The sequence below is a fragment of the Actinocorallia longicatena genome (assembly GCF_039534125.1).
GTDB classification, from domain to species: domain Bacteria; phylum Actinomycetota; class Actinomycetes; order Streptosporangiales; family Streptosporangiaceae; genus Actinocorallia; species Actinocorallia longicatena.
Window position 1 is genome coordinate 59347 of the sequence record NZ_BAAAUV010000001.1, and the last position, 25486, is coordinate 84832.

At 70.3% G+C, this 25486-nt stretch carries 29 protein-coding genes; 17 read left to right on the plus strand and 12 right to left on the minus strand.

Annotation, left to right across the window (positions count from 1 at the left end; genetic code table 11):
• Positions 1 to 13: 13 nt before the first annotated feature.
• Genes ABD785_RS00285 through ABD785_RS00295 form a run of 3 tightly spaced genes read right to left on the minus strand, consistent with a single transcriptional unit; the run spans position 14 to position 1997 of the window.
• The gene (locus ABD785_RS00285; RefSeq protein ID WP_344821044.1) at positions 14 to 322 is read right to left on the minus strand and encodes an antibiotic biosynthesis monooxygenase family protein; all 309 of its coding nucleotides are present in this window, start codon (positions 320 to 322) and stop codon (positions 14 to 16) included.
• Positions 316 to 735, minus strand: a complete 420-nt coding sequence (locus ABD785_RS00290) for an SCP2 sterol-binding domain-containing protein (RefSeq protein WP_344821045.1) — start codon at positions 733 to 735, stop codon at positions 316 to 318. Before ABD785_RS00290 ends, ABD785_RS00285 begins: the two co-directional genes overlap by 7 nt.
• On the minus strand, positions 732 to 1997 hold the full coding sequence (locus tag ABD785_RS00295; RefSeq protein ID WP_344821046.1) for a cytochrome P450: 1266 nt from the start codon (positions 1995 to 1997) through the stop codon (positions 732 to 734). Before ABD785_RS00295 ends, ABD785_RS00290 begins: the two co-directional genes overlap by 4 nt.
• Before the next feature lie 209 nt (positions 1998 to 2206).
• Here ABD785_RS00295 and ABD785_RS00300 point away from each other — a divergent pair, with 209 nt between their 5' ends.
• The 7 genes from ABD785_RS00300 (at position 2207) to ABD785_RS00330 (ending at position 8227) form a co-directional block, all read left to right on the plus strand.
• A complete protein-coding gene (locus ABD785_RS00300) occupies positions 2207 to 3511 on the plus strand; it encodes an amidohydrolase family protein (RefSeq protein WP_344821047.1) in 1305 nt (434 codons plus the stop codon).
• A 90-nt stretch (positions 3512 to 3601) separates the two neighbouring features.
• Positions 3602 to 4069 (plus strand): cupin domain-containing protein, encoded by a 468-nt coding sequence (locus tag ABD785_RS00305; protein ID WP_344821048.1) that lies wholly within the window; start codon positions 3602 to 3604, stop codon positions 4067 to 4069.
• Between the two features lie 87 nt (positions 4070 to 4156).
• Complete coding sequence (locus ABD785_RS00310) at positions 4157 to 5230, plus strand: methyltransferase (RefSeq protein ID WP_344821049.1); 1074 nt, start codon at positions 4157 to 4159, stop codon at positions 5228 to 5230.
• Entirely contained in the window at positions 5227 to 6039 is an 813-nt protein-coding gene (locus ABD785_RS00315) for an LLM class F420-dependent oxidoreductase (protein ID WP_344821050.1), read from the plus strand. Before ABD785_RS00310 ends, ABD785_RS00315 begins: the two co-directional genes overlap by 4 nt.
• A 14-nt stretch (positions 6040 to 6053) precedes the next feature.
• On the plus strand, positions 6054 to 7109 hold the full coding sequence (locus ABD785_RS00320; RefSeq protein WP_344821051.1) for an aldo/keto reductase: 1056 nt from the start codon (positions 6054 to 6056) through the stop codon (positions 7107 to 7109).
• A gap of 57 nt (positions 7110 to 7166) precedes the next feature.
• Positions 7167 to 7616 carry a group I truncated hemoglobin gene (locus tag ABD785_RS00325; RefSeq protein ID WP_344821052.1) on the plus strand — a complete coding sequence of 150 codons (450 nt, stop codon included), beginning with the start codon at positions 7167 to 7169 and terminating at the stop codon, positions 7614 to 7616.
• The gene (locus tag ABD785_RS00330; protein WP_344821053.1) at positions 7613 to 8227 is read left to right on the plus strand and encodes an NADPH-dependent FMN reductase; all 615 of its coding nucleotides are present in this window, start codon (positions 7613 to 7615) and stop codon (positions 8225 to 8227) included. Before ABD785_RS00325 ends, ABD785_RS00330 begins: the two co-directional genes overlap by 4 nt.
• Positions 8228 to 8271: 44 nt before the next feature.
• Here ABD785_RS00330 and ABD785_RS00335 read toward each other — a convergent pair whose 3' ends face one another.
• Positions 8272 to 9741: an MFS transporter gene (locus tag ABD785_RS00335; RefSeq protein WP_344821054.1), complete on the minus strand. Its 1470-nt coding sequence runs from the start codon at positions 9739 to 9741 to the stop codon at positions 8272 to 8274.
• Positions 9742 to 9785: 44 nt separating this feature from the next.
• Between ABD785_RS00335 and ABD785_RS00340 the strand changes: the two genes are divergently transcribed.
• Positions 9786 to 10253 (plus strand): MerR family transcriptional regulator, encoded by a 468-nt coding sequence (locus ABD785_RS00340; RefSeq protein ID WP_344821055.1) that lies wholly within the window; start codon positions 9786 to 9788, stop codon positions 10251 to 10253.
• A gap of 27 nt (positions 10254 to 10280) precedes the next feature.
• Here the strand turns inward: ABD785_RS00340 and ABD785_RS00345 are convergent, their stop codons facing one another.
• The 3 genes from ABD785_RS00345 to ABD785_RS00355 all read right to left on the minus strand — a co-directional run bounded on the left by ABD785_RS00345 (position 10281) and on the right by ABD785_RS00355 (position 12818).
• Entirely contained in the window at positions 10281 to 11051 is a 771-nt protein-coding gene (locus ABD785_RS00345; protein WP_344821056.1) for a cyclase family protein, read from the minus strand.
• Positions 11048 to 11869 (minus strand): aromatase/cyclase, encoded by an 822-nt coding sequence (locus ABD785_RS00350; protein WP_344821058.1) that lies wholly within the window; start codon positions 11867 to 11869, stop codon positions 11048 to 11050. The genes ABD785_RS00345 and ABD785_RS00350 overlap by 4 nt, the downstream gene beginning before the upstream one ends.
• A 70-nt stretch (positions 11870 to 11939) precedes the next feature.
• Positions 11940 to 12818, minus strand: a complete 879-nt coding sequence (locus ABD785_RS00355; protein ID WP_344821059.1) for an NmrA family NAD(P)-binding protein — start codon at positions 12816 to 12818, stop codon at positions 11940 to 11942.
• A 133-nt stretch (positions 12819 to 12951) separates the two neighbouring features.
• On the opposite strand from ABD785_RS00355, the gene ABD785_RS00360 reads away from it, so the two are divergent.
• From ABD785_RS00360 to ABD785_RS00385, 6 genes are all read left to right on the plus strand, one after another.
• A complete protein-coding gene (locus ABD785_RS00360; RefSeq protein WP_344821060.1) occupies positions 12952 to 13386 on the plus strand; it encodes a lipocalin-like domain-containing protein in 435 nt (144 codons plus the stop codon).
• 96 nt (positions 13387 to 13482) lie between these two features.
• Complete coding sequence (locus ABD785_RS00365) at positions 13483 to 14751, plus strand: beta-ketoacyl-[acyl-carrier-protein] synthase family protein (RefSeq protein WP_344821062.1); 1269 nt, start codon at positions 13483 to 13485, stop codon at positions 14749 to 14751.
• The gene (locus ABD785_RS00370) at positions 14748 to 15965 is read left to right on the plus strand and encodes a ketosynthase chain-length factor (RefSeq protein ID WP_344821065.1); all 1218 of its coding nucleotides are present in this window, start codon (positions 14748 to 14750) and stop codon (positions 15963 to 15965) included. The genes ABD785_RS00365 and ABD785_RS00370 overlap by 4 nt, the downstream gene beginning before the upstream one ends.
• Before the next feature lies 1 nt (position 15966).
• The gene (locus ABD785_RS00375) at positions 15967 to 16245 is read left to right on the plus strand and encodes an acyl carrier protein (protein ID WP_344821066.1); all 279 of its coding nucleotides are present in this window, start codon (positions 15967 to 15969) and stop codon (positions 16243 to 16245) included.
• A gap of 4 nt (positions 16246 to 16249) precedes the next feature.
• Positions 16250 to 16429 (plus strand): hypothetical protein, encoded by a 180-nt coding sequence (locus ABD785_RS00380; RefSeq protein ID WP_344821067.1) that lies wholly within the window; start codon positions 16250 to 16252, stop codon positions 16427 to 16429.
• Positions 16426 to 17472, plus strand: a complete 1047-nt coding sequence (locus ABD785_RS00385; protein ID WP_344821068.1) for a methyltransferase — start codon at positions 16426 to 16428, stop codon at positions 17470 to 17472. Before ABD785_RS00380 ends, ABD785_RS00385 begins: the two co-directional genes overlap by 4 nt.
• Positions 17473 to 17505: 33 nt before the next feature.
• Here the strand turns inward: ABD785_RS00385 and ABD785_RS00390 are convergent, their stop codons facing one another.
• The 5 genes from ABD785_RS00390 to ABD785_RS00410 all read right to left on the minus strand — a co-directional run bounded on the left by ABD785_RS00390 (position 17506) and on the right by ABD785_RS00410 (position 22152).
• Positions 17506 to 18288, minus strand: coding sequence for an AfsR/SARP family transcriptional regulator (locus ABD785_RS00390; RefSeq protein ID WP_344821069.1), 783 nt, complete (start codon positions 18286 to 18288; stop codon positions 17506 to 17508).
• Between the two features lie 96 nt (positions 18289 to 18384).
• The gene (locus ABD785_RS00395; protein ID WP_344821070.1) at positions 18385 to 19038 is read right to left on the minus strand and encodes a response regulator; all 654 of its coding nucleotides are present in this window, start codon (positions 19036 to 19038) and stop codon (positions 18385 to 18387) included.
• 99 nt (positions 19039 to 19137) lie between these two features.
• Positions 19138 to 20151, minus strand: a complete 1014-nt coding sequence (locus ABD785_RS00400) for a sensor histidine kinase (protein WP_344821071.1) — start codon at positions 20149 to 20151, stop codon at positions 19138 to 19140.
• A 13-nt stretch (positions 20152 to 20164) separates the two neighbouring features.
• On the minus strand, positions 20165 to 21238 hold the full coding sequence (locus ABD785_RS00405; protein WP_344821072.1) for a sensor histidine kinase: 1074 nt from the start codon (positions 21236 to 21238) through the stop codon (positions 20165 to 20167).
• Complete coding sequence (locus ABD785_RS00410; RefSeq protein ID WP_344821073.1) at positions 21235 to 22152, minus strand: UbiA family prenyltransferase; 918 nt, start codon at positions 22150 to 22152, stop codon at positions 21235 to 21237. The genes ABD785_RS00405 and ABD785_RS00410 overlap by 4 nt, the downstream gene beginning before the upstream one ends.
• A gap of 92 nt (positions 22153 to 22244) precedes the next feature.
• Between ABD785_RS00410 and ABD785_RS00415 the strand changes: the two genes are divergently transcribed.
• The 3 genes from ABD785_RS00415 (at position 22245) to ABD785_RS00425 (ending at position 25482) form a co-directional block, all read left to right on the plus strand.
• Complete coding sequence (locus ABD785_RS00415; protein WP_344821074.1) at positions 22245 to 23486, plus strand: LeuA family protein; 1242 nt, start codon at positions 22245 to 22247, stop codon at positions 23484 to 23486.
• A 73-nt stretch (positions 23487 to 23559) separates the two neighbouring features.
• Positions 23560 to 24624, plus strand: a complete 1065-nt coding sequence (locus ABD785_RS00420) for a sulfotransferase family protein (RefSeq protein ID WP_344821075.1) — start codon at positions 23560 to 23562, stop codon at positions 24622 to 24624.
• A 381-nt stretch (positions 24625 to 25005) separates the two neighbouring features.
• A complete protein-coding gene (locus ABD785_RS00425; RefSeq protein WP_344821076.1) occupies positions 25006 to 25482 on the plus strand; it encodes a cation:proton antiporter regulatory subunit in 477 nt (158 codons plus the stop codon).
• The last annotated feature ends 4 nt before the right edge of the window (positions 25483 to 25486 follow it).

A 25486-nucleotide genomic window follows, 5' to 3' on the forward strand; every position in this document is an offset into this window, starting at 1 on the left:
CGGGCGGGGCGGGTCAGTCCTCGGTGTTCACCGAGACCGCCTGGTAGGGGAATCTGCGGCGCCAGCGCCGCACGAACTCGGCCACCGGCGGATGCCTCAGGTACTCCCGCAGGGACTCGACGTCGGCGTACCTGATCCGCGCCATCGCGGAGGGGACGAAGACCGGCGCGACCTCGGTCGACAGCGGGATGCCCGGCCGGTGCTCGTAGGACTCGACCAGTCCCGAGTCCAGGGCCATGGCGGTCCCCTCGCGGAAGAACTCCGCGCGGTCGGCTTCGGACATCTCGTCGGGGAAGGCGAAGAGGATCGTGTGCGTCACCATGTCGTCCTCGCCCACAGATCGGCGCCGAACCGGTGATAGTGGCCGGACTGAAAGACGATCATCAGCTCGAGCAGCTTCGCCTTGTCCCCGGTCACCGCGAACTGCCCGCTGACGAAGGCCGTCGCGGCGTGCAGCTCACCGGCCTGGAAGTCGACCAGGTCCCGGTAGGCGGCGGTGATGGCGAGGTCCGCGCCGGCGATCCGGCCGCGGCCCGCGCCCACGATGATCCCCTTCTCGATCACGAGGTGGTAGTCGACCGTTCCCTCGGGGGTGTCCGTCGCGTGGAACTGCACCCGCACGTTCACGTGCGGGATGGGAGGCTGGTTCGCCGACGACAGGCTCTCCATTTCCGCGAGGTACTCCCCGGACAGGAACCGCACGGTCGTCCTCGACGCCGTCGTGGGCTTGGTCATCGCTCCTCACCCGCCGGACGGAACCTCAGGTGGAGGGCCTCGATCTGCGGGAACGCCACCCGGGTCCGGGGTCGCACCGGCTCGGTGATCTCGAGGCCGGTGAACCGGTTGAGCATCGCCGCGAAGACGATCTCGGCCTGGAGGTTGGCCAGCCGCCAGCCGAGGCAGAAGTGGATTCCCAGCCCGTAGGCCATCGGCGAGCCACCGGTGCGGGTGATGTCGAACCGGTCCGGGTCGGGGAAGTGCTCGGGATCGCGGTTCGCCGCCGCGATCAGGACCATGACCCGCGCGCCCGCGGGGATCTCGACGTTCCCGAGCCGGACGGGAGCCGTCGTCGTCCGGGGGATCATGTGCGCCGACGGCGCGTAACGCAGCACCTCGGTGACGGCCTGCCCGAGCAGGCCGGGGTCGTCGCGCAGCAGGGCCGCCTGGTCGGGATTCTCGGTGAACAGCTGGAGCCCGTTGGTCATGAAGAAGGTGGTCGTCTCGCTGCCCGCCGCGATGATCATGTGGCACATCTGGACGAGCTCGTTGAAGTCCAGGCGGCCGCCCTCGTCGTCGACGGCGTCGATCAGCGCCGAGAGCAGGTCGTCCTTCCGTTCGGCCTGCCGCTGCCGCACGAGGTCGCCGAAGTAGTCGTCGAGGTAGAGCGCGGCCTGATCGGCGGTGTGGAGCTCCGAGGCGGTCATCCCCACCTCGAAGACGCGCTGGAAGTCCCGGATCTTGTCGCGCAGCCGTGGCGCCTCCTCCTGCGGGACTCCGACGAGATGGGCCATGACGCTCAGGGCGAGGGGAAAGCAGACGTCGTTGCACACGTCGCCGCCGCCCGCCTCGGCGAGGGGGGCTATGAGCTCGTCGAACCGGCTCTCGATGTAGGCCCTGTGCTCCAGCACGCGCCTGGGGGTGAAGGCGCGGTTCACGATCCGCCGCAGCCGGGAGTGGTCCGGCGGGTTGGTCCAGAGCATGTTCGAGGCCAGCTTGCTCAGGGCCCGATGCTGTTCCCACTCGCCGCTGAAGCGGCCCGCCATGAAGGTGTAGATGTCCTTGTTGACCTCCTTGCTGCGCAGGAACTCGTCGACGTCGTCGTAGCGGGTGAGCACCCAGGTCCCCAGGGTGCTGCGGTGCACGGGGACGGCCTCGCGGAGCCGGTGGTACCGCGAATGGGGATCGGCCAGGCCCTCAGGGGAGAAGAGGATCTCCGCCAGCGCCTCGTTCGCGGCGTGCCCGGCTTCGGCGTCCGGAGCGGTGGTGTCTACGGTCATCGTGGCTTCCTCGATCGTGTGGGTTCTCGGGCCCGCGTGAATGACGTCCATATCTCGGAATGGAATTCAGGACCAATGATGACGCCCTCGATTAGAGCGTCACTAAAGCCGCACTAATGGCCCGATCAAAGGGATGAAAATCTATCGCCGCACAGATCTCCGTGATAGCTTCGGGAAAATTCAATCCAGCGATGTCCGGAGGTTTTCCAGTGAATTCCCTGCTCCTGCGCAACGGATTGGTCATCGATACCGAACCGGCACCGGTCGCGCACCACAACTGCGACGTCCTGATCGAGAATGGCCGCATCGCCGCACTCGGCCCGGACCTGCCCTCGCCCGCCGGAACGCCCGTGCTGGACGCGACCGACCGCATCGTCATGCCCGGCTTCGTGGACACCCACCGCCACGTCTGGCAGGCCGTGCTGCGCTCCATCGCGGTGGACATGGACCTGCCCGACTACTTCAACCTGGTCCGCCAGCAGCTCGGGCCGCGGTTCCGGCCGGCCGACGTGCGTGCGGCCAACCTGCTGGGCGCACTGGAGTGCCTGGACGCCGGCATCACGACCGTCCAGGACTTCGCCTACGCCCGCGCGGACCGGATCACCGCCGACGGCTACGTCGCCGGTGAGTCGGACTTCGACTACGCCGAGGCGGCCCTGGACGGCCTGCGCGACGTCGGGATCCGAGCGGTCTTCGGCTATCTGCTCACCCCGCAGGACACCGCGGCCGTCCGCAGGGCCCACGCGCTGTTCGGCGCGGACACCCCGCTGCTGACCATGGCCGCCGCCTCGCTCGGGCCGTCGAACCAGAAGATCGACGCCATCACCGCGGACTGGCGTCTGGCCGACGAGCTGGGTCTGCCCCTGGTCACCCATGTGGCCAGCGGCCCGGTCAACGAGCGGCCGATCGAGCTGCTGCGCGACAACGGACTGCTCCGCCCGGACATCCTCTACGTGCACGGCAACTCCCTCGCCGACGACGAGCTGTCGATGATCGGCGACTCGGGCGGCGCGGTGTCCATCACCCCGGCCGTCGAGGCCAGGCTCGGCCACGGCGGCCCGCTGATCGGCAGGCTCCGCACCGCCGGAGTGACCACCGGCCTCGGCGTGGACGTCGTCACCACCGTCGGCGGCGACATGTTCTCGGTCATCCGGGCGGGACTGCTGACCAGCTACCTGGTCCCCGGCCCGCACTTCACCCCCGCCGACCTGCTGAAGATGGCCACGCTGGACGGTGCCGTCGCGCTCGGCCTGGGCGACCGGATCGGTTCGTTCAAGATCGGCAAGCAGGCCGACGTGGTGCTCCTGCGCGCCACCGACGTCAACCTCGCGAGCGCGCACGACCCGATCGGTGCCGTGGTCAGCGCCGCGCACCCCGGCAACGTCGACACCGTCCTGGTGGCGGGCCGGATCGTGAAGCAGGACGGCCGGCTGCTCGACCACGACCTCGCCGGCGTCCGCGAGCGGGCGCAGGAGGCGGCCGACCACGTCACCGCCGAGACGATCCGCGCTTGAGCACCGCTCTATCGGACGGTGCCACTCTCGGAGCCGAGCGTTCACGACCACTCCGCGGAAGAGACCATCGCCAATCCTGATGAGGTCATCATGGGACGATCAGAACCCTTCGTGCTGGAGCCCTCGGAGGCCCGGCCGAATTCCCAGGGCGGTCAGGGATTCACGACCGCGTTCAAACTCCTCGGCCGCGACACCGCCGGTGCGTTCAGCCTTCTCGAATGGGCGCTGGAACCCTGGCAGGAAGGGCCGGGGCTGCACCAGCACGATTTCGACGAGGCGTTCTACGTGCTGTCCGGGCAGGTGGCGTTCCAGGTGAAGGGCGAACGCCATGTCCTGGGTCCGCGCCAGCTGGCGTGGATGCCCCGCAACACCCCGCACGCCTTCTCCAACGCCGGCCCCGAGCCCGCCTCCGGGCTCACCGTCTCCACCCCGGGCGGTCTGGAGGACGTCTTCGCCGCGCTCCGCGCCGGTGAGGCACCGCCCGACCGGTTCCGGGTGGAGCACCTCGGCCCGCCGTTCCGCGCGGCCGGGGCGCCCGAGTCACCCTCCGCGTCCTGACCGACGCCCCGCTGGGGCGCGGCCCCGCGCTCCAGCGCCATCACCGGCCCACAGCCTCTCGGGCGACCCTGGAAGGGATCAGCGCGCATGTCCGCAACAGCCACGCTCAACCGGTTCACCGACTTCATGGTGGGACCAGCGCGGTTCATGAACCTGCTGAGCTGTTTCGAGCTCGGCCTGATCGACGCGCTCCGGCAGCGCGGAGGCCAGACCGCCGCCGAGCTCGGTACGGCGGTCGGCGCCACCTCGAACGCCGTGGAACAGCTCCTGCTCCTGCCGGTCAAGGAGGGCTTCGTCGCCCAGGACGAGGCCACCGGCCGCTACTCCCTCGACGCGCTCGCGGAGGTCCCCGAGGCCGACGTCCAGCGGGTCCTCACCCTGATGAACATGATCAAGGTCACCATGGTCCGGCAGGTGTTCTACCTGACCGAGAGCGTGCTGACCGGCACGCTCGTCGGCCTGGAGAAGCTCTACGGCTTCCAGGGCGGAACCCTCTACGACGCGGTGGCCGAGCACAAGGACCTGCGGGAGTCCTGGGCGACCCTCATGGACAACGTCACCGCCCACATCGACCCCTGGTTCTTCGACAACATCACCGTCCCCGCCGGGGCGCGCGTGCTCGACGTCGCCGGCAACACCGGTCTCGGCGCGATCCTCACCCACAGGCTGAAGGGATCTCCGGGGCTCCACGTTACCACCTTCGACCTACCGGAGAAGGAGAAGGAGGCGCTGGAGAACTTCCGCGCCCACGATCTCGAGGGGCGGTGCGGCTTCGTCGGCGGCGACGTCTTCGAGGGCGTCCCCGCGGGGCACGACATCGTGCTGATCAAGCATTTCCTGGACATGTGGGATAAGGACGAGGTGCGGCGGATCCTGCGGAGCGTCCACCGGTCGCTGGACCACGGCGGCCAGGTCAACATCCTGGTGCCCGTCTACCCGGAGAACACCAGGGAGTCCGCCGCCGTCGACGTCGACTTCTTCCCCGCCTTCTTCCTCGGCTGCACCATGGGCCAGGGCGGACCGCAGAAGATGTCGGCCTACCGCGAACTGCTCGAGGAGTGCGGGTTCACCGTCACGAACACCGTGACCCAGGACCCCGCGAGGCTCCTGCCCGGCACCTTCGTCGTCCACGGCATCCTGTCGGCGACGAAGACCTCATGACCCGGACCGTCCGGGTCGGCGCGCACATCTGGCCGGGAGGCGTGCGCGACTATCCGACCTGGCGTGCGGCGGTGCTGCGGGCCGAGGAGCTCGGGGCCGATCTCGTCTTCGGCTACGACCACTTCCACCGGCCCGCCGTACGCCGCACCGCCACCGGGATCGCGATCGAACCGGTGCAGCCCGACGTCGCCAACTTCGAGGCATGGACGTCCCTGGCGTCCTGGGCGGAGATCACGAAGCGTGCCGAGATCGGCGTCCTGGTCACCGGGATCGGCTACCGCAACCCCGACCTCCTCGCCGACATGGCCCGCACCGTCGACCACATCAGCGGCGGGCGGCTGGTCCTCGGTGTGGGGGCGGGCTGGTACGAGAAGGACTACCGGGTCTACGGCTACGACTACGGGACGCTACGCGCCCGCATGGATCTGTTCGCCGAGGGCGTCGCCCGGATCGAGCACCGGCTGGAGAACCTGACGCCGCCGCCCCTCCGGCGGATTCCGATCCTCATCGGCGGGGCCGGGGAGCAGCGGACGCTGCCCCTCGTCGGCCGGCACGCCCACATCTGGCACAGCGGTCTCGACCTGGAGACCTTCCGCCGCAAGAACGATCTCGTCAAACAGCACGCCGCGGCGGCGGGCCGCGATGACGGGCTGATCGAACGGGCCACCAACTGGACCACCGCGCCCGCGGCCGACTCCCTGCTCTCCGAGGGCGTCACCCTGCACGTCACCGAGCTCAAGCCCACCGACGCGGGCTACGACTTCACGACACTCACCGAGATGCTGGCCTGGCGCGACGCCTGCCGGTAGAAAGGACGGCCGCCATGGAGTACCGCCGGCTGGGCAGGTCGGGACTCAGGGTCTCCGTGCTGACGCTCGGAGCGCTGACCTTCGGCGGACGAGGCGTCTTCGCCAAGGTCGGCACCACCGACGTCGCCGACGCCACCCGCCAGGTCGATCGGGCCCTGGACGCGGGCGTCAATCTGGTCGACACCGCCGACGCCTACTCCGGCGGCGCCTCCGAGGAGATCGTCGGTCAGGCCCTGAAGGGACGCTGGAACCGCGCACTCGTCGCCACGAAGGCCCGGATGCCCACCGGTGCGGGACCGAACGACGCCGGGCTGTCGCGGTATCACCTGATCGCGGCGTGCGAGGCGAGCCTGCGCCGGCTGGGAACCGACCACATCGACCTCTACCAGGTGCACGCCTGGGACGGAGCGACGCCGCTCGAGGAGACCCTCTCGGCGCTGGACGATCTGGTCCGCGCCGGCAAGATCCGCTACGTGGGCTGCTCGAACTACTCGGGCTGGCACCTGATGAAGGCCCTGGCGACGTCCGACAGATGCGGTCTGGCGCGGTTCGTCAGCCAGCAGATCTACTATTCGCTCCAGGCCCGCGAGGCCGAGTACGAACTGGTGCCCGCGGCCGTCGACCAGGGGGTCGGGGTCCTGGTGTGGAGCCCCCTGGCCGGCGGCCTGCTGTCCGGCAAGTACCGGCGGGGCGAGGCGCCTCCGGAGGGGACCCGGCGTTTCGCGGGGTGGAACGAACCCCCGGTGCGCGACGAGGCGCTGCTCTACGACGTCGTCGACGCGCTGGCCGGAATCGCGGAGGAACGCGGCGCCTCACCCGCCCAGGTGGCGCTGGCCTGGCTGCTGTCCCGGCCCGCCGTGACCTCTCTGGTCATCGGCGCCAGGACCGACGGCCAGCTCGCCGAGAACCTCGGCGCCGCCGACCTCGTGCTGACCTCGGGCGAGCTCGACCGGCTGACCGCGCTGAGCGCTCCCGCCCTGCTCTACCCCTACTGGCATCAGGCGAAGCTGGCGGCCGACCGGCTCGGCCCGGCCGACGAGACCCTGCTCCGCCCGCACATCGGTACCTAGGTGCGCCCGGGGCCGGACCGAACGCATCACGCGAACGACACTGTGAGGAGAAACGTCATGACGGAAACGATCGCCCAGAGGACGGCCGCCGGGGAGCCCGCGGAGGGCCCGTCCCTCTACGAGCGCCTCGGTGGGATCTTCGGTATCGCCGCGGTGATGGACGTGCTCACCGACCGGCTCTTCGACAACGTCTCGGCCAACCAGAACCCTTACGTGGCGAAGATGCACGAACGCAACGGGCGTCCGGGGTTCAAGTTCATGGTCACGGCGTGGTCGGTCGAGGAGACCGGCGGACCCCGCTGCTACCCGGGCCGCGACATGCACCACGCCCACGTCGACATGGAGATGAGCGAGCACGACTACGACGTGGTGGCGCTCGAGATCGCCGCCACCCTGAGCTACTGCGGCGTCGGCGTGCGGGAGCAGAAGGAGTACATGGCGATCGTCGAGCGCATCCGACGCGAGATCATCGACGCTCCGGCCAACGAGCGGGCGAAGGTCCTGTGACGCCCCGGCTGATGATCGTCATCGGCTCGACGAGGCCGGGGCGCGCCGGGGCGTCCATCGCGGAGTGGTTCACCGGGCGGGCGCGGGACCACGGCGGTTTCGACACCACCGTGGCCGACCTCGCCGAGCTGGATCTGCCGCTGCTCGACGAGCCCGCCCTCCCCCGGCTGCGGCAGTACACACGGCAGCACACCAGGGAGTGGAGCGCACGCGTCGAGGCCGCCGACGCGGTCGTGTTCGTGACTCCGGAATACAACTTCGGCTATCCGGCGGCCGTCAAGAACGCGATCGACTACCTTCACGCCGAATGGCACCACAAGCCGGTCGGATTCGTCTCCTATGGCGGCGTCTCGGCCGGTACGCGGGCCGTGCAGCAGCTGAAGCAGGTCGTGACGACCCTGCGCATGCTGCCCGTGGTCGAGGGCGTGAACATCGCCTGGCATCCCCGCTTCATCAGCGACGGCCTGTTCCACGCCGACGAGGAGCTGGAGCGGGCCGCGGCGGCCATGCTCGACGAGCTGGTCCGCACCGAGGCCGCGCTGCGCCCGCTGCGCCCGCCGGGCGATCGGGCGGCCTCCGGCTCCAACGGCGCGAAGCCCGCCGCCCGCTGACCGTCCCCACGGACGGCCACCGGGCGGCGGACCTTCTCTTCGGGTCAGCGGCGCTCCCCCGCGACCTGGGTCCCCCGGCCCGGGTCCGGGGCGGGCGCCCCCCGGTCGACCTCCTCGAACAGCTCCGCGGCACGGGCCGCGGTGCCCTTGGCCCAGGCTCCGGTGCTGATCAGCCCCAGCAGCAGAATGCCGGCGCCGAGTCCGGCCACCATCCACCACACGCCCCGTTCGGAGTCGGTGAAGGCGGTCCCTCCGCTGACCGAGCCCACGATCGCTCCGGCGATCGCGACGCCCAGGGTGGTCCCGGTCTGCCTGCCGGCGGAGGCCAGCGAGGTCGCGACGCCCGCCATCGAGCGGGGCATGCCCGAGACGGCCGTGTTGGTGATCGGCGGATTGATCGTGCCCTGGAACACCCCGAAGAGGAGGTAGATCGCGAGCACGAGCACCAGCGGAGTGGCCGGCTCGATCAGGAGCGACAGGACACCGCCCGCGGCCAGTGCGGTACCCGAGACCACCAGCGGCAGCCGGGGACCGCGGGCGCCGACGAGCTTTCCGGTGTACGGCGAGAGCAGGGCGATCAGCGCGCCGACCGGAAGGAGGCTCAGCCCGGCCTGCAACGCCGACATGCCGCGCACGTTCTGCAGGTACAGCGTCGTCACGAACAGGAACGCTCCGAAGGCGCACAGCGCGAACAGCGCCATGAGGATCGCCGAGCTGAACGGCACGCTGCGGAACAGCCGCAGCTCCAGCAGCGGATCGGTCCTGCGGCTCTCGTAGGCGATGAGGACCGCCGCCGACAGCGCCGCGACGGCGAGAAGAACAAGGATCTCCGGCGAGGTCCAGCCGTACCTGTTGGCCTCGATGATCGCATAGACGACACCGCCCAGCACGAGCACCACGAGGAGCTGCCCCACCGGGTCGAACCGGCGTGCCCTCGGCGCCCGGGACTCGGGTACGTACAAGGTGGTCAGGACGGCCGCGATGATCACGATCGGCACGTTGATCCAGAAGATGGACCGCCAGCCGAAGGCGTCGACGAGGGCGCCGCCGAGGATCGGCCCGAGCGCCAGCGACAGGCCCGACATCGAGCCGAACACGCCGATGGCCTTGGCCCTCTCGGCCGGGACGGTGAACGTCGTGGCGATGATCGCCATCGCCACGGGGTTGAGCATGGTCCCACCGACCGCCTGGATCGCACGGGCCGCGATCAGCCATTCGGTGTTCGAGGCCAGCCCGCACAGGAGCGAACCGAGGCCGAACGCGACGAGGCCGATCTGGAAGACGCGCTTGCGCCCCACCCTGTCGGCGGTGGACCCGGCCAGCAGCAGGAAGCTGGCGAGGACCAGGGTGTAGGCGTCGACCGTCCACTGCAGACCGGTCACCGAGGCGTCCAGTGAGCGGTGGATCGTCGGCAGCGCGGTGTTGACGATGGATATGTCCATCACCACGACGATCATGCTGGCGCAGCAGATGGCCAGCACCAGCGATCTCTGGCGTGAGCTGAGTTCGGTCATGGGAATCCCATCTGGTGATTGGTCACGATGCTAGTTTTTAGAGCGTGCTCGAAGTCAATCCGCAGCAGCCGAGGAAGCCCGCTCCCGCCGAGGGCGAGATCGGCGTGAGCATCGCCGAGGCCGCCCGCCGCACCGGGCTCAGCGTCCACACGCTCCGCTACTACGAACGCGCCGGCCTCGTCATCACCGGTGTCGGCCGCACGAACGGGGGCCGTCGGCGCTATCACCAGGTGGACCTGGACTGGATCTCGGTCTGCACCAAGTTGCGGGCCACCGGCATGCCGATCAGGACCATCCAGCGCTACGCGCGTCTCGTGGCCGAGGGCCACGGCAACGAGGAGGAGCGGCTGGCCCTCATGGAGGCCCACAGCGCCGACGTGACCGCCAAGATCGCTGAGCTTCAGGAGAACCTGAGACTCATCGACCACAAGATCGACGTCTATCGGGGCAGGCTCGCGGCGGGTGACGCCGACCGGCTGTGGGCGTCGGGGATCCGGCCCACCGGCGGCTGAAGGCCGCCCGGCGGGCCGGACCGGGCCTCAGCCGCCCTCCGGTCCCGGCTCCTCGACGATCGCCACGACCCTGGTCCAGCCCGCGCCCAGCCCTGCGAGCCGGACGGGGAAGCAGGCCACGGTGAATCCGGTCGCCGCCGGCAGCGCGTCGAGGTTCGCGAGCTTCTCCAGCTGGCAGTAGGGGCGTTCACGGCCGTACAGGTGCGCGGGCCACAGCACGGCGTTGTCGCCGTGCTCGCGGTAGTCACCGAGCATCGAGGCGAACGGCCTGTCGAAGCCCCAGGCGTCGATGCCGACGACCTTCACACCGCGCTCGACGAGGTAGGCCGTGGACTCCCTGGTCATCCCCGGATGCTCGGTCCGGTAGGCCTCGGTCCCCCAGAGCCGGTCCGCTCCCGTCCAGATCAGGGCGATGTCGCCCGCCCGGAGCTCATGGGGGATCTTCGCCAGGGCGTCCTCGACGTCGGCGGCGGCGATTCCGGCACCGGGCGGGACATGGCGCAGATCGAGCCGGACACCGGGGGCCAGGCACCACTCCAGCGGGACACCGTCGATGGCGGCCGCGGCCTTTCCGCCGCTGAGCTCGCCGTAGTGCAGCGGCGCGTCCATGTGGGTGCCGGTGTGCGTGGTGAGGGTGATCGTCTCATTGGTGATCGCCTCGCCTTCGGGGAAATCAGCCGGCGTGAGACCCAGGGCGGCGGGCGCCGCCTTGTGGTCGATGACGGAGATCTCGACCGGCGTCGCCTCACTCGGGCCGTCGAGGACCGGCACGCTGAGATCGATCAGCCGTCGGCTCACGCGGGGCTCCCGACCGTTTTCGCCCGCTTCTCCGACTCCGCCCGCACCGCGTCGAGGTCGGCGTGGCTGTTGCGGTCCACCGCGGCCCGCAGCAGTTCGGTGGCCTGCTCCTGGGACGGAACGGCCTCGGTGGGACGCGCGGCGAAGTCATGGGTGATGACGAGCTGGGTGCGCCGGTCACCGAGCGGGAGCGCCCGCCATTCACCGCCCATGAACTCGATCATCGCGGCGTTCTCCAGCTGCCGGTAGGCGATGGTGCGGCGCTCGGGATAGAGATCGCGGCGGGTGACCCAGCTCTGGATCTGCCCGCTGACGTCGACCACGAGCCGTGCGATCTGGTAGGCGTCGGTCTGCTCGAGCATCGTCGAGGACTCGGTGGGCGGGAACAGGTCGGCGTAGCCCTCGATGTCCTCCAGCACGGCGTAGACGACGTCCGCCGGTGCCTCGACGGTCACGGTGTGCTCGGTGTGGAACATGGCGTTCACCCTTCCGCCGCCCGACGGCAGCAGCTCCTCGTGATTGGCGTAAGCGCACTCGTAATCCAGTTCTCCACGCCATTTCCCGATGAACTCATGCACGGCCGGCGTTTCGGAGAACTTCCGCAGGGTCGCGACGTCCGCGCAGGAGAACTGCGCGATGTGCGTCGCCGTCATTCCCCTGGACCGTTCGTCGACGGGGAACAGAAGATGGGGTCCCCAGCCGAAGCCCGACACGAGACCGGAACCGATCGTGATGTCGCGGAGGCCGTCGAAGAAGGCCCGTACCTTTTCCTCGCCGGCCTCCGGAGAGAACCGGTAGATGAGTGTGTGCACGATCATGATCCGAAGCTAGGAGGGCGGCCTAGAAGCCCTCTCAACCGCCGCTGAAACCCCAGCCCGGTGGGCGGGCTCAGGCCAGGAGCACGGGCTTGAGCACCTCCTCGCACCAGGTGCGATAGGAGGTCGGTGTGGCCGACCGAGCGGTGCGCGGCTCCAGGGTGTCCAGGCCCTCGTTCTTGGCCGACAGCATCTCCGCGGTGCCGCGCGCCATCGCCTCCGACATCCCCGCCCCCGCCATCGCGGCCGCGAACTCCCCCGCCGGAACCTGCTCATAGCGCACCGGGACTCCCGCCACCTCGGCGGTGATCCGGGCGACGGCGTCGAAGGAGAGGTCCTCGGGGCCGAGAACGGGAACATCGGCCCGGCCCCGCCAGGAACGGTCGAGCAGCCACCGGACGGCGACGGCCGCGATGTCCCGGGTCGCGACGACGGGCAGCGCGAGCCCGGGGGCGACGGGCGAGGAGAACACGCCGCGCTCCCTGATCGACCCGGCGTGGGTGAGCATGTTCTCCATGAACGCCGGCATCGTCAGGGCCCGGTGGGGCACGCCCGTGCCGGCCATCAGGTCGTCCATCGCCAGCGACGCCGTGACCAGGCCCGCCCTCCCCGCGAAGCCGCGGCCGAGGGCGGAGATCCCGACCACGTGGCCGACGCCGTGGCGGACGAGCGCGTCGCAGGCGGGACGGGAGAAACCCGAGTAGGCGTCGTCGGGATCGGCGGCGCGCGGATCCGGCGGGACCAGCCAGAAGACCGCGTCGGCCCCCTCGAAGGCACGGTCGACGACGGCGGGGTCCCCATGGGAACCGGGCACGACCTCGGCGCGCTCGCGGGTCCCGCCGGGAAGCCGGGACGGGTCACGGGCGATCACCCTGACGGTTCGGCCCGCGCTGAGTAGGCGGTCGAGGACCTGGCGGCCGATGGCGCCCGTGGGCGCGGTGACGACGATCATGCGGAACTCCTCTGGATGCCGGAAGCGGGCACACCTTAGGCACGGACGGCCGCGTGCCGGGCGGCCGCTCGAGTGCGCGTTGAGCCGGCGGCGCCACAGTTCCCGGAGACCGATCACGGACCCGGGAGCGCGGATGCCTACCGAGAAGGACCTCGCCGGAACATGGCGGCTGGTGGCCCACTTCTATCTGGAAGACGACGGATCGACCAGCGAAGGGCCGATGGGCGAGCGGGCCGACGGCCTGCTCATCTACCACGAGGACGGGTACATGGCGGCGAGCCTGATGCGCACCGCGCCGCCGGCGGAGGACGGCTCCCCGCCCCAGGCCTACCTGGGCTCAGCCGACGACTACCTCGGCTATTCCGGACGCTGGCAGGTCCGGGACGGCGTCGTCGTCCACCAGGTCCTCATCGGGTCCCACGCCCGGGTGGTGAACACCGAGCAGATCCGTGAGATCTCGCTGGAGGACGGCGTCCTCCGGCTGCTGCGACACCTCGGCGGACCGCACGACCATGTCGTCATGGACTGGCGGCGAGTCCCGCCAGAGCGACCGTTGAGTGGGAGTTGAGCCGCCGCGAATAGCTTCCGGAGACGAAGAGAACCGTCCGAACACTCGAGTGCGGAGGCCGCCGATGAATTGGCAGGAATATGCCGGAGGTGCATCGTGAATCGTCGGGTCGTCATCACCGGAATGGGAGTCCGGGCGCCGGGAGCCCTGGGCAGGAAACAGTTCTGGGATCTGCTGTCGTCAGGACGGACCTCGACCAGGCGCATCTCCTTCTTCGACCCCGCCCCCTACCGATCGCAGGTGGCCGCGGAGGTGGACTTCGACGCCGCCGCCGAAGGCCTCAGCCCGCGGGAGATCCGGCGGATGGACCGGGCGACGCAGTTCGCCGTGGTCTGCGCCAGGGAAGCGGTCTCCGACAGCGGCATCGACCTCGCGGCGGGATCACCTCACCGCGTGGGGGTGAGCCTGGGCAGCGCGGTCGCCGCGGCGACCAGCCTCGAGCGCGAGTACCTGGTGCTGTCGGACTCGGGCCGGCGATGGGAGATGTCGGTCGACCATCTGTCCCCGCACATGTTCGACCACATGGTCCCCAGCATCATGCCCGCGGAGATCGCCTGGGCGGTCGGAGCCGAAGGACCCGTCGCCATGATCTCGGACGGATGCACCTCGGGGCTCGACGCCGTCGGCCACGCGGCCGCGTTGATCCGGGAAGGCAGCGCCGACATCATGATCTCGGGTGCCACCGACACCCCGATCACCCCGATCGTGGTGGCCTGCTTCGACGCGATCAAGGCGACGACCACCTACAACGACGACCCCGCCCATGCCTCCCGGCCCTTCGACGGCACCCGCAACGGCTTCGTGCTGGCCGAGGGGGCGGCCGTGTTCGTCCTCGAGGAGCTGACCTCGGCGACGAACCGGGGAGCGCACATCTACGCCGAGGTCGGCGGCTTCGCGACCCGGTGCAACGCCTACCACATGACCGGCCTGAAGACCGATGGCAGGGAGATGGCCGAGGCGATCCGGGTGGCCCTCGGCCAGGCTCGGCTGAACCCCTCCGACGTCGACTACATCAACGCCCACGGGTCGGGCACCAAGCAGAACGACCGGCACGAGACCGCCGCGTTCAAACGCAGCCTCGGCGCGTGCGCCTACAAGACGCCGGTGAGCTCGATCAAGTCGATGGTCGGCCACTCGCTGGGCGCCATCGGCTCGGTGGAGATCGCCGCGTCGCTCATGGCGATGGAGAACCACGCCGTCCCCCCGACGGCGAACCTGCGCACCTCCGATCCCGAGTGCGACCTCGACTACGTTCCCAACACGGCTCGCGAGCACCACACCGACACGGTCCTGACGGTCGGCAGCGGCTTCGGCGGCTTCCAGAGCGCGATGGTCCTCACCCGGCCCTGGTCGGCATGCTCATGAGCGTGATCACCGGGCTCGGTGTCGTCGCGCCCAACGGCATCGGGGTCAAGGAGTTCTGGGCCGCGACGCTGTCGGGCCGCAGCGGTATCGCCGACCTCGACCGGTTCGACGCGTCCGGATACCCCGCCCGGCTCGCCGGGCTCGTGAACGGCGTCGATCCGGCCGCCCTCCTGCCCGGACGCCTCCTGCCCCAGACGGACGTCTCCACCCGGCTCGCCATGATCGCCGCACAGAGCGCCCTCGAGGACGCCTCGGTCGACACCACCGCCGTACCCGACTACGACATGGGAATCGTCACGGCCAACGCCTCCGGCGGGTTCGAGTTCACCCACCGGGAGTTCAAGAAGCTGTGGAGCCTCGGCCCCGAGCACATCAGCGTCTACGAGTCCTTCGCCTGGTTCTATGCGGTGAACACGGGCCAGATCTCGATCAGGCACGGCATGCGCGGCCCCTCGACCGCCCTGGTCGCCGACCAGGCGGGCGGCCTGGACGCCCTCGGCCACGCGCGGCGCATCGTGCGCTCCGGCGTTCCGCTGGTGCTGAGCGGCGGCGTCGACTCGGCGTTCGACCCGTGGGGCTGGGCCTCGCACCTGGCCAGCGGCCTGGTGAGCACCGATCCCGACCCCACCACCGCCTACCGGCCCTTCGACGTGCGGGCGGCCGGCTACCTGCCCGGCGAGGGCGGCGGCATCTGCGTGGTCGAGGACCCCGCCGCCGCGCACGCCCGTGGCGCCCAGATCTACGGCGAGATCGCCGGATACGCCGCCACGTTCGACCCCGCACCGGACAGCGGACGCCCACCGGGCCTGCGGCGGGCCGCCGAGTCCGCGCTCGCGGACGCCGGGATCGGCCCCGCCGACGTGGACGTCGTCTTCGCCGACGCGGCGGGCGTGCCCGAACTCGACCGCTTCGAGGCCGGGGCTCTGCGCGAGATCTTCGGTGAGCGAGGCGTGCCGGTCACCGCTCCCAAGGCGCTGACCGGACGGCTGCTGTCCGGTGGCGGCGTCCTCGACGTCGTCTCGGCGCTCATGAGCGTCCAGGAGCAGGTCATACCCCCGACCTTCGCCACCGGCGACGTCCCCGCCGGCTACGGCATCGATCTCGTGCTCGGCGAGCCTCGCCCGGCCGCGGTGGACACCGCGCTGGTCCTGGCCCGCGGCCGCTGGGGTTTCAACTCGGCCATCGTCATCCGCAACCACAGGAAGGAAAACTGACATGACCCAGACCATGGACATCGACGCCCTGCGCGGCATCCTGATCGACTGCGCCGGAGGCGATGACGTCGACGCCCTGCGCGGCGACATCCGGGAGTCCTCGTTCGAGGAACTCGGCTACGACTCCCTCGCCCTCATGGAGACCGCGGCCAGGCTGAAGCGCGACCACGGCGTCGTCATCTCCGACGAGCGCCTCACCGAGGTCCGGACCCCGGTCGAGTTGCTCGTACTGGTCAACGACCAGATCGCGGCCGTCGCCGGCCATGCCGCCGACGGCTGACCCGATGCCGCCACAGAGGTCCACCGCGCGCCGGCGCCGCGTCGGCCGGGCGGCCGCGCGGGCGGCGCGCTCGGCGGCCCGGCATCTGTTCGCCGGGCTCGCCCTGCTCGGGAACGCCGCGCTGCAGCCTCCTCTCGAGCCCTCCGAAGACCCGCGCACTCCCCCCGTGAAGCAGGAGAGATGATCCCATTCACCGACACCTCCCCCTCCGGCGACGAACTGATCGCCCCGGTGACCTCGCTGCGCGAACTCGCGCTCGCGGCCGCGGCCCCCGCCGCCCTGCGGGCCGCCATCAGGATCGGCCTCGCCGACGAGCTCGGTGACGCTCCTGTGCCCGTCGACCGGCTGGCCCTGACCCTCAAGGTCGAGCCGGCCCTCCTCGAACGCCTGCTGCGCAACCTCGCGTGCTACGGCGTGTTCGCCGGGACGGCCGCCGGAGTGGCGCACACTCCCGTCTCGGCGCTGCTGCGCGAGGACCATCCCCAGAGCCTCAGGAACTGGGTCCTCTGGGTCACCGAGCCGTGGACATGGGAGCTGTGGCCGCTTCTCGAGCGGGCGGTCCGCGACGGCGGGCAGGGCCTGTTCGAGGACAGGTACGGCGCGTCCTTCTTCACGCACCTGCACCGGGAGTGGCCGGAGTCGACAGAGGTGTTCAACCGCTCCCAGACCGAGCTGAGCCGGATCACCTCCGCCGCGATCGCCGAGGCGCTGGACCTGAGCGACGTCACGACGGTCGCCGACGTCGGCGGCGGCCGGGGCCACAACCTGTCCGTCCTGCTGGAGCGCAACCCGCACCTGAGAGGGTTTCTGGTCGACCTTCCCGCGGCGATCGCCGACCCCGACCCGCGGCTGCGCTCCGGTGGCGCCCTCGCCTCGCGCTCCAGCGTGCTCGCGGGCGACTGCCTGGAGGAGATCCCCGTCGAGGCCGACGTCTACCTGTTCAAGAGCATCCTCGAATGGGACGACGAACTCACCGTCACCGCGCTGCGCAACGCCGGGCGGGCGGGCCGCTCCGGCGGACGGGTCCTCGTCGTGACCAACCTCGTCGACGACAGCCCCGAGATCAGGTACGCCACGGGGATCGACCTGCTGTTCCTGCTCAACACCAACGGCAGGAGGCACACGATGAAGGGCGTCACGCGGCTCGTCGAACGGGCGGGGCTGCGGCTCGACCGGGTCTCTCCCGTCAGGCCGCTGCTCCACGTGATCGAGGCGTCCATCCCCTGACGGCCCCGCCCGGGCCGCCGGGGTACCGGACGTTCAGCCGCTCCTGAGGATCTCCTGCTGGACCTCCCTGGCCTCGGCGGAGGGTCCGATCCCGAGATCACGGTCGAGGACCGCGCGGAGCCGGTGGTAGACGGTCAGGGCGTCACCGCGACGTCCTGACCGGTGCAGGGCCTGCATGAGACGGATGTGGAAGGACTCGTTCAGCGGGTGGTCGGCGACCAGGCGCCGCAGCTCGCCGACGAGCTCACCGCACCTGTCGGTGGCGAGGTCCGCCTCGATCCGTGCGGAGACCGCCTCGAGGCGCTGTTCCTCCAGGTACACCGAGAGTCCCTGGAGATGCGGCCCCGCGGTGACGTCCGCCAGGGCCGGGCCCCGCCAGAGCGCGAGGGCCTCGCGAAGCAGCTCCGACGCGTGGTCGGGCCGGCCCAGGCGCAACGCGGTCAGGCCACGTCCCAGCAGATGCTGGAACCTGAAGACGTCGACGTTGTCGCGCGGCACCGTCAGCAGGTAGCCGCCCGGACGGGTGACCAGCAGGGTCGTGCCGTTCGCCGACCTCGGCGCCTCCCTGAAGAGCTTGCGCACCTGGTAGACGTAGGTCTGCACGATGGTCTTGACCGAGCTGGGCGGACTGCACGGCCACAGCTCGTCGATCAGCTGCTCCATGCTGACCATGGTGTTGGTGTTCGCCGCCAGCATCGCCAGCATCTGCCGCAGCTTCGCCGCGGTGATCACCGAGCGGCGGCCCGTCGTCATCCTGGAGGTGAAGCCCACCTCCAGCGTTCCCAGAAGATCGATCCGAATCTGCTCGCTCAGCATGGGGAGTCTCTCCGGTAGCGTTCGCTGTGATCTCGAGGTTAAGCGGGCGCCCCGGTTCTTGATCAGTGCACCTAAGTGGGCCCCGATCGGTGTTCCCTAAGTGACATCGTGGTCGATGAGACCCACCGCGAGCGCCTTGTTGACCGCGTCGATCCGGGACACGGCACCGAGCTTCTCGAAGATGTTCTGCATGTGGCGCTTCACGGTCCCCTCGGCGATCCCCAGCCGGCTGGCGATCTGCCGGTTGCTCAGCGCGGACGCCACGAAGCCGAGCACCTGCTGCTCCCGGTCGGAGAGCGGCGCGGGCGGCCGCTGCTGTGGGGCGGCCAGGCTCTGCCGGGTCACCGCGACCGTGACCTGCGGTTCCGGCTCGCCCAGCGCCCTGATCGTGGCCACCAGCGTGGCCCGGCTGACGCTTTTGTGGAGGTAGCCGCTGACCCCCTCCCCCAGCAGCTCCCGCACCTGAGACTGCTCGTCATGAGCACTCAGGATCAGGACATGGGTGGCGGGGCTCTCCTCGCGGATCCGCTGGAGGGTGGTCAGCGCGCTCTGGCCCGGCATCTCGAGATCGAGGAGGACCAGATGGGGCCGCTGGGCGGCCACGGCCGCCACCGCCGCCTCGCCGCTGCCGACCTGCGCGACGACGACGAAGCCGGACTCCGCCTCCAGCGCGTCCGCGAGCACCCCGCGCAGCAGGGTGTGATCGTCGGCCAGCACGATACTGATCGTCTTGTCATCCGTGTCCGCCACGGCCCGCCCCCATCGCCGCCCGTCCGGAAGCATGTTGTATTTGACCAAATCATTGGCTCCCGGACAACCGCCCGGAGCGGACCGTGATCACCGTTCTTCTCAGTGTCGTGCCGCCGATGGTGCTTTGGTGGCATAGGGCAGGGGGACCGTGAGGCGCACCTGGTTGCCGCCGTCGGCGCGCGGCTCCCACACCATCTGGCCGCCGAGCAGTTCCAGCCGCTCGCGCAGCGAGACGACCGCGAGGCCCAGGGGCGTGGCCGACGAGGCGTCCCCCCAGGCGACGCTGCCGCCCAGCAGGCACCTGACCTCGCGCGGGCCGACTCTGACCTGCAGTTCGACCGCCGACGTACGCCCGTACCGCACCAGTGCCCCGGCGGCCTCGCTCAGCGTCATCAGCAGCATGTCCCGGATGTCCTGGCTGAGCAGGCTCTCGTCGCCGGTCACCGACAGGCGGGCCTCGACCCCACCGGCGCCGAGCACCGGGGTGTTCTCCCGCAGCGCCGCTTCGAGTGACGCCCCCGACAGCCGGCGCCGCAGTTCGACGTTGACGTCCCTGATGGTCTCGAGCGTGCCGGCGAGCCCTTCGATCGAGGCCTGGAGGCCCGCGGGATCGGCGTCCCGCTCGAACCGTTCAAGGTCGGCGAGGGCGTCCCACAGCCCGGGTACGAGCCGGCCCTCCAGGTCGCGGGCGATCCGGAAGCGCTCGTCACGGTCGGCGGTCTCCGCCCGCACCCGCAGGTAGTCGATGTAGAGGGAGGACATCGCCATCGCACGGTTCACCAGGTCGGCGTGGATCCCGGCCAGCACGTCGGCGCTGCGCTCCGCCGACGCACCGGAGGACACCAGGACCTCGAGGACGGTCGGGGAGATCACATCGAACAGCCTGACCGCGATCTGGAAGGAGTCCTCCGGATGGACCTTGAAGCCTTCGGGGCCCGGCGGCGAACCGGGCTCGCCGCGGAGGCCCGCCAGCACGTTGTCGAGAACCGTCCCGACGAACGCGCGCACCAGATCGGGATCGCCGATGGTGAACGTGGCCCGTACGCAGTCGTCGAGGAAACGGGTCCTGCCCCGTTCCAGGGCCCCGGCCAGGTCCCCGCGATCCCCCGCCATCGTCCCCCTCGGTTCAGTCGGCCATGCCCGTGCTCAAGGGAGCCGAGACCAGGATGCGTGTTCCCCCGCCCGGTCGCGAGTCCACCGCGAGGTCCCCGCCGACGCTGTGGGCACGTTCCCGCATCGACAGCAGGCCGGTCCTGCCGGTGGAGGACTCCACCGTATCCGGCCGGAAGCCCGAGCCGTCATCGGTGATCGAACACACGACCGTGTCCGGATGCGCGCCGACCTCGATCGTCACCGCCGTCGCCCCGGCATGGCGCAGCGCGTTGCGCAGGGCCTCGCGGATGATGAGGAACAGCTCGGCCCTGATCCGGTACGGGATCGCCGACTCGTCCCCATGCAGGACGGCCGTGACCGTGGGACGGATCGGCCCGAGCACCTCCAGATAATGGTTGACCAAGGCGTGGAGGGAATCCTCGTCACGGGGCAGCACCAGGTCGCCGCTGATCTCCTCGAGCGCCGTCAGGCTCTCGGTGAAGGCCGACCTGGCCGCCTGGAGCCGTTCCGCGCCGTCGGTCCGGCCACCGCAGCCCGACAGCGCGTACAGCTCGAGGCCGCGATGGGAGGCGCTCACCCAGCTGGCCACCCTGTCGTGGATCTCGCGGGAGACCCGCAGCCGCTCCTCGACGTGCGTGGTCTGGATTCCGCTGATCAGATAGTCGAGGTATCCGGCGGTCGCGGTCATGATGCGCTCGACGACGGTGCGGTTGAGGGCGGAGAGCACGGGTGCGACCAGAATCGGCCAGCGTTCCCTGTCCTCCAGCCGGGCCAGAAGGATCCCGGTCGCCACCTCGAAGAAGATGAGGCTCGCCGCCTTGGACTCGTCCAGGCCGAGGCCTTCGGCCGCGCGCAGCCTGCCGATGGATCTGCTGAGGGCGTTCTCCCGGTCGGCGCCGGCGCCGGGCTCGCCCCTCAGCTCGGCGCAGACACCGTCGATGCAGGTCACGATGTGCTCGGTGAACAGTCGGCGGGCCCCCGGGTCGAGGGCGACCCGGTTGCCGCGGCGCCGCGCCTCGTCGAGAGCGGAGGCGACGATCTCCTTCTTGCAGGACTCCAGGTACTCGGCCGCGCTCTCGTGGCTCATAGAACTATGATCACACCCGCCGCCAGGTACTGCGTAGCCATGAAGATCCGGTAAGGGCGGCGACGGACGGCACGCCCGCCCTCCGGATCGGCGCCGAGGCTCGTCGCGGCCACTGCGGCACCGCCCACGAGGAGCACCAGCGCCGCGGGCAGGACCGCGGGAGCCCGCCACAGCGCCCAGCCGACGGTGACGAAGCCGAGCGCGAGGGCCGCCGCCGCCAGCAGGCTCTGCGCGCCCCGCTCGGTCAGCAGGATCGGCAGGGTGCGCCGGCCCGCTAGCAGGTCGCCCTCACGGTCGCCGAGGTCCTTGGTCTGCCCGATCAGGCCGGTCCACACGCCGAGGGCGACCATGCAGGTCCAGGCCGCCGCCGACGGCCAGGAGCGTTGCAGTGTCAGCCAGCCCACGAGGAACGCGCAGAAAGAGAAACAGAATCCGAAGACGAACGCCCCCGCGACGCTCTTCTTGAGGGTCACCGGCCTCGCGGAATAGAAATATCCCAGTACCAGCAGGACCGTGACGGGACCGAGCAGGAAAGGCTCCACGACCATCGGCACGGCGAGCGCCACGAGAGTGCAGCAGAGCACGAGCGCCTCGGCCGCGCGCACCGGGAGAGCACCGCTGGCCACCGGCCTCATGGAGCCGTTCGCCCGGTCTTCCACCAGGTCGCGGGTGCCGTTGAACACGTAGACCGCGATGCTCGCGGCGACCCAGGAACCCACCCCAGTCGAGACCCTGGTGGCTCCGTGGAGGGTCATCGGGGTCCTGGCCAGCGCCGAGCCGGCGACGACGCGCAGCACGCACATGACCTGGACGGTGGGACGCGCCTCCTTCCAGCACAGGAGGAGGGTGCGGATCAGACGCGGTGCGCGGAAATCGTCGCGGGCAGGACCGTGCTCTTCGCTGTCAATGTCCATTGATGCACATTCCTAAAGTCCGGCCGGAACAATATGAATAACGTAGGACATTAGTGATCGTATAACTACAGCTGAGGTCGGTGAACATTTCCATGGTGAACGCACCGGACGTCCCTCTCGTTCATGACTGGTCAACGCCCCGCCCGCTCCATTCCGTCCAGGTCAGTGACGAGTCACTCCGAGACGGCCTGCAGAGCCCCTCGGTCCGGCAGCCGCCGGTCGAGGAGCGCGTCGAGTTGCTCCGCCTCATGGCCGGGCTGGGGATCGACGCAGCCGACATCGGCATGCCCGGGTCCGGCCCGGTGGCCTACGGCGCCGTTCTGGCCCTGGCGGGGGCCGTCGCGCGGGAGGGGCTCCCGATCGCACTCAACTGCGCGGCCCGCACCGTGGAGGAGGACATCAGGCCGATCGCCGAGATCTCCGCGGCGACGGGCGTGCCGATCGAGGTGATGGCCTTCATCGGCGCGAGCCCGGTGCGGCTGCACGCCGAGGGATGGTCGGTCGAGCGGGTCACCGCGGAGGTCGCCGCCTCCGTGCGTTTCGCCGTCGCCCAGGGCCTTCCGGTCTGCCTGGTCACCGAGGACACCACCCGGTCGCGGCCCGAGCTGCTCGCGGCCCTCTACCGGACCGCGCTCGACGAGGGCGCCACCCGGCTGTGCGCCGCCGACACCGTGGGCCACGCGACGCCGGAAGGCACCGCCCGTCTGGTCTCCTGGCTGCGGACCGAGCTGATCGACCGGCACGGCTTCACCGGGACTCCGCTCGACTGGCACGGCCACAACGACCGGGGCCTGGCCCTGGCCAACAGCCTCGCGGCGCTCGAGGCGGGCGCCGACCGCGTGCACGGCACCGCGCTCGGCATCGGCGAACGCTGCGGCAACACCGCCATGGAGCAGATCCTGCTCAACCTCCACCTGCGGCACGCCCCGCGCGACCTCACCACCCTGGCCGCGTACTGCGCGAGGGCCGCGGAGGTCTTCGGCCGCCCGATCCGGGACGACGACCCCGTCATCGGCCACGACGCCTTCCGCACCGGCACCGGAGTGCACGCCGCCGCCATCAGCAAGGCCCCGGACGACCGCACCGCGGGCCTCGTCTACTCGGCCGTCCCCGCCGCGGACCTCGGACGGTCCCAGCAGGTCGTGGTCGGGCCGGTCAGCGGCCGCTGGAACCTGCGGAACTGGCTGCGCTCCCACGGCCTTCCCGAAGACCCCGGCTGTCTCGACCGCCTCGTCGAGATGGCACAGCATTCCGACGGGCCGCTGTCGGACGCGGCGCTCCTCGCCCTCGTCGCCGAGCACGGCGGCCAGGCGGTGCCCGGGCGAACCAGATGACAACATCACGAAGGTGACACTTTATCAACGCAGATGGTTGCATTGTTTCTGATTGTTTCCCTAGATTTCCGGGATGGCACTGAGGCGAGCTTCGCGAGCAGGCACGGCGGGACCCGTTCTGGTGGGGGGTTGCCCCCGTTCGGGGACGACTCTGCTGAGGACGATGCTCAACAGCCATCCGTCGCTGGCCGTCCCGCACGAGACCCGGTTCGTGGTGCCCGCCTGGCGCCGCAGGGACTCCTTCGGTGATCTGCGGGATCCCGAGCGCCGCCGCGACGTCGCCCGGTGGATCATCGAGACGCCCAGCAGCAGGTCCGAACGGCTGGGGATTCCGGCCGGTGAGCTGATCGAGCTCTTCGCGGAGGCGCCGCCGACCCTCGGCTCGCTCATGGCCGCCGCCTTCTCCCGGCACGCCGAGCGCAACGGCAAGGAGCGGTGGGGTGACAAGCGCCCGCACTACGTGAAGAACATGAACGCCGTCCTCGGGTTCTTCCCCGACGCCCGGTTCGTCAACGTCATCCGTGATCCCCGCGCCTGCGCCCTGTCCATGGGCCGCATCTGGGAGAACTTCGGCGACATCTACTCGGCGGCGGAGGTCTGGGAGCGTTCGGTGCTGGCCGGCGAGGCCGCGGCCAGGAAGCTGGAACCCGGCCGCTTCATGACGATCCATTACGAGGATCTCGTCACGAAGCCGGATGACACCCTCGACCGCGTCTGCCGCTTCCTCGACCTCGACACCGCCCACATCGGCAAGATGCTCGACTATCCCGAGGGCCCCGGCCTGCCGACGGGCCAGATCTACGAGAAGGCCACCCGCGCCCCCGACCCGGAAGCCATGCACCAGTGGCGCGGACGCCTGGACGGGGCCGCCCTCGGCTTCATCGAGCACGTCCTGGCCAAGCCGATGGCCAGGCACGGATACCTCCCCGAGGGCGACGGCCGCAGGCCCGAGGCCGCCATGCTCCGCGACTTCGCCTCCCTGCGCTCCACCCGTGACTGGGAGGACAGGCGCCGTGACCTGGTCGAACTCAAGCGCCGCTTCACCCACCGGCAGCCCCCCGCCTCCCTCGTCCCCGGGCCGCGCCCCGCCACCGACGATCTCCACCACGAGCCGGGGACGCCCTCGAAGAACCGGTGAGCGTTGGCCCCTCGTGGCCCGTCCGATACGATCACCTCCTAGGTGAGCCGGGAAGTCTGGTCGGCAGGTCCTCGTCAGACGAGCCCGAAAGCCACCGCCATGACCCTCACCTCCCGCCCCGCCGGCCCCGTGCCGATCGCGCCGCGCCATGAGCGCACCAGAGGTGCACGGGCCCTTCGCATCCCGCGGATTCCGGTCCTCTGTGAACGCGGTGAGCCGCCCGACCAGGCGGGCCCCCGTCTCGGACGAACGGCCGTGCGGCCTCGTCGACGGACGGGATGACCAGCCCGCGACTTGGTGTGACGCATCCCGGTGGGAAACAATCGCCACCCCCGGGGCGCATGACCGTCCTGCGGATACTTCGACGGTGAGGGGAAAGAGATGGACGTGGAGCAGACGGCGCTGCCCGGGATCGGGCTGCGTCACGAGTTCACCACCCAGTCGGGACGGCGGATCGGCGTCGTGTCGCACCGGTCCGGCCGGCGCGATCTGGTGATCTATGACAAAAACGACCCGGACCAGGCGTGCGAGACGGTCAAGCTGAACGACGAGGAGGCCGACGCCCTCGTCGAGCTGCTCGGGGCGCCGCGCATCGTGCAGCGGCTGAACGCCCTGCACCGCGAGGTCGAGGGCCTGGTCAGCCTTCAGGTACCCGTCACGGCCCGCTGGGACGCCCGTCAGATGGGCGACGCGCAGGTCCGTACCCGTACCGGGGCGTCGATCGTCGCGATCGTCCGCGCCGGGCAGGTCAACGCGAGCCCCGGCCCGGACTTCGTGCTGGCCGAGGCCGACGTGGTCGTCGTCGTGGGCAGCCCGGAGAGCACCGAGGCCGCCAGCCAGATCCTGACGAGCGGTTAAGGGG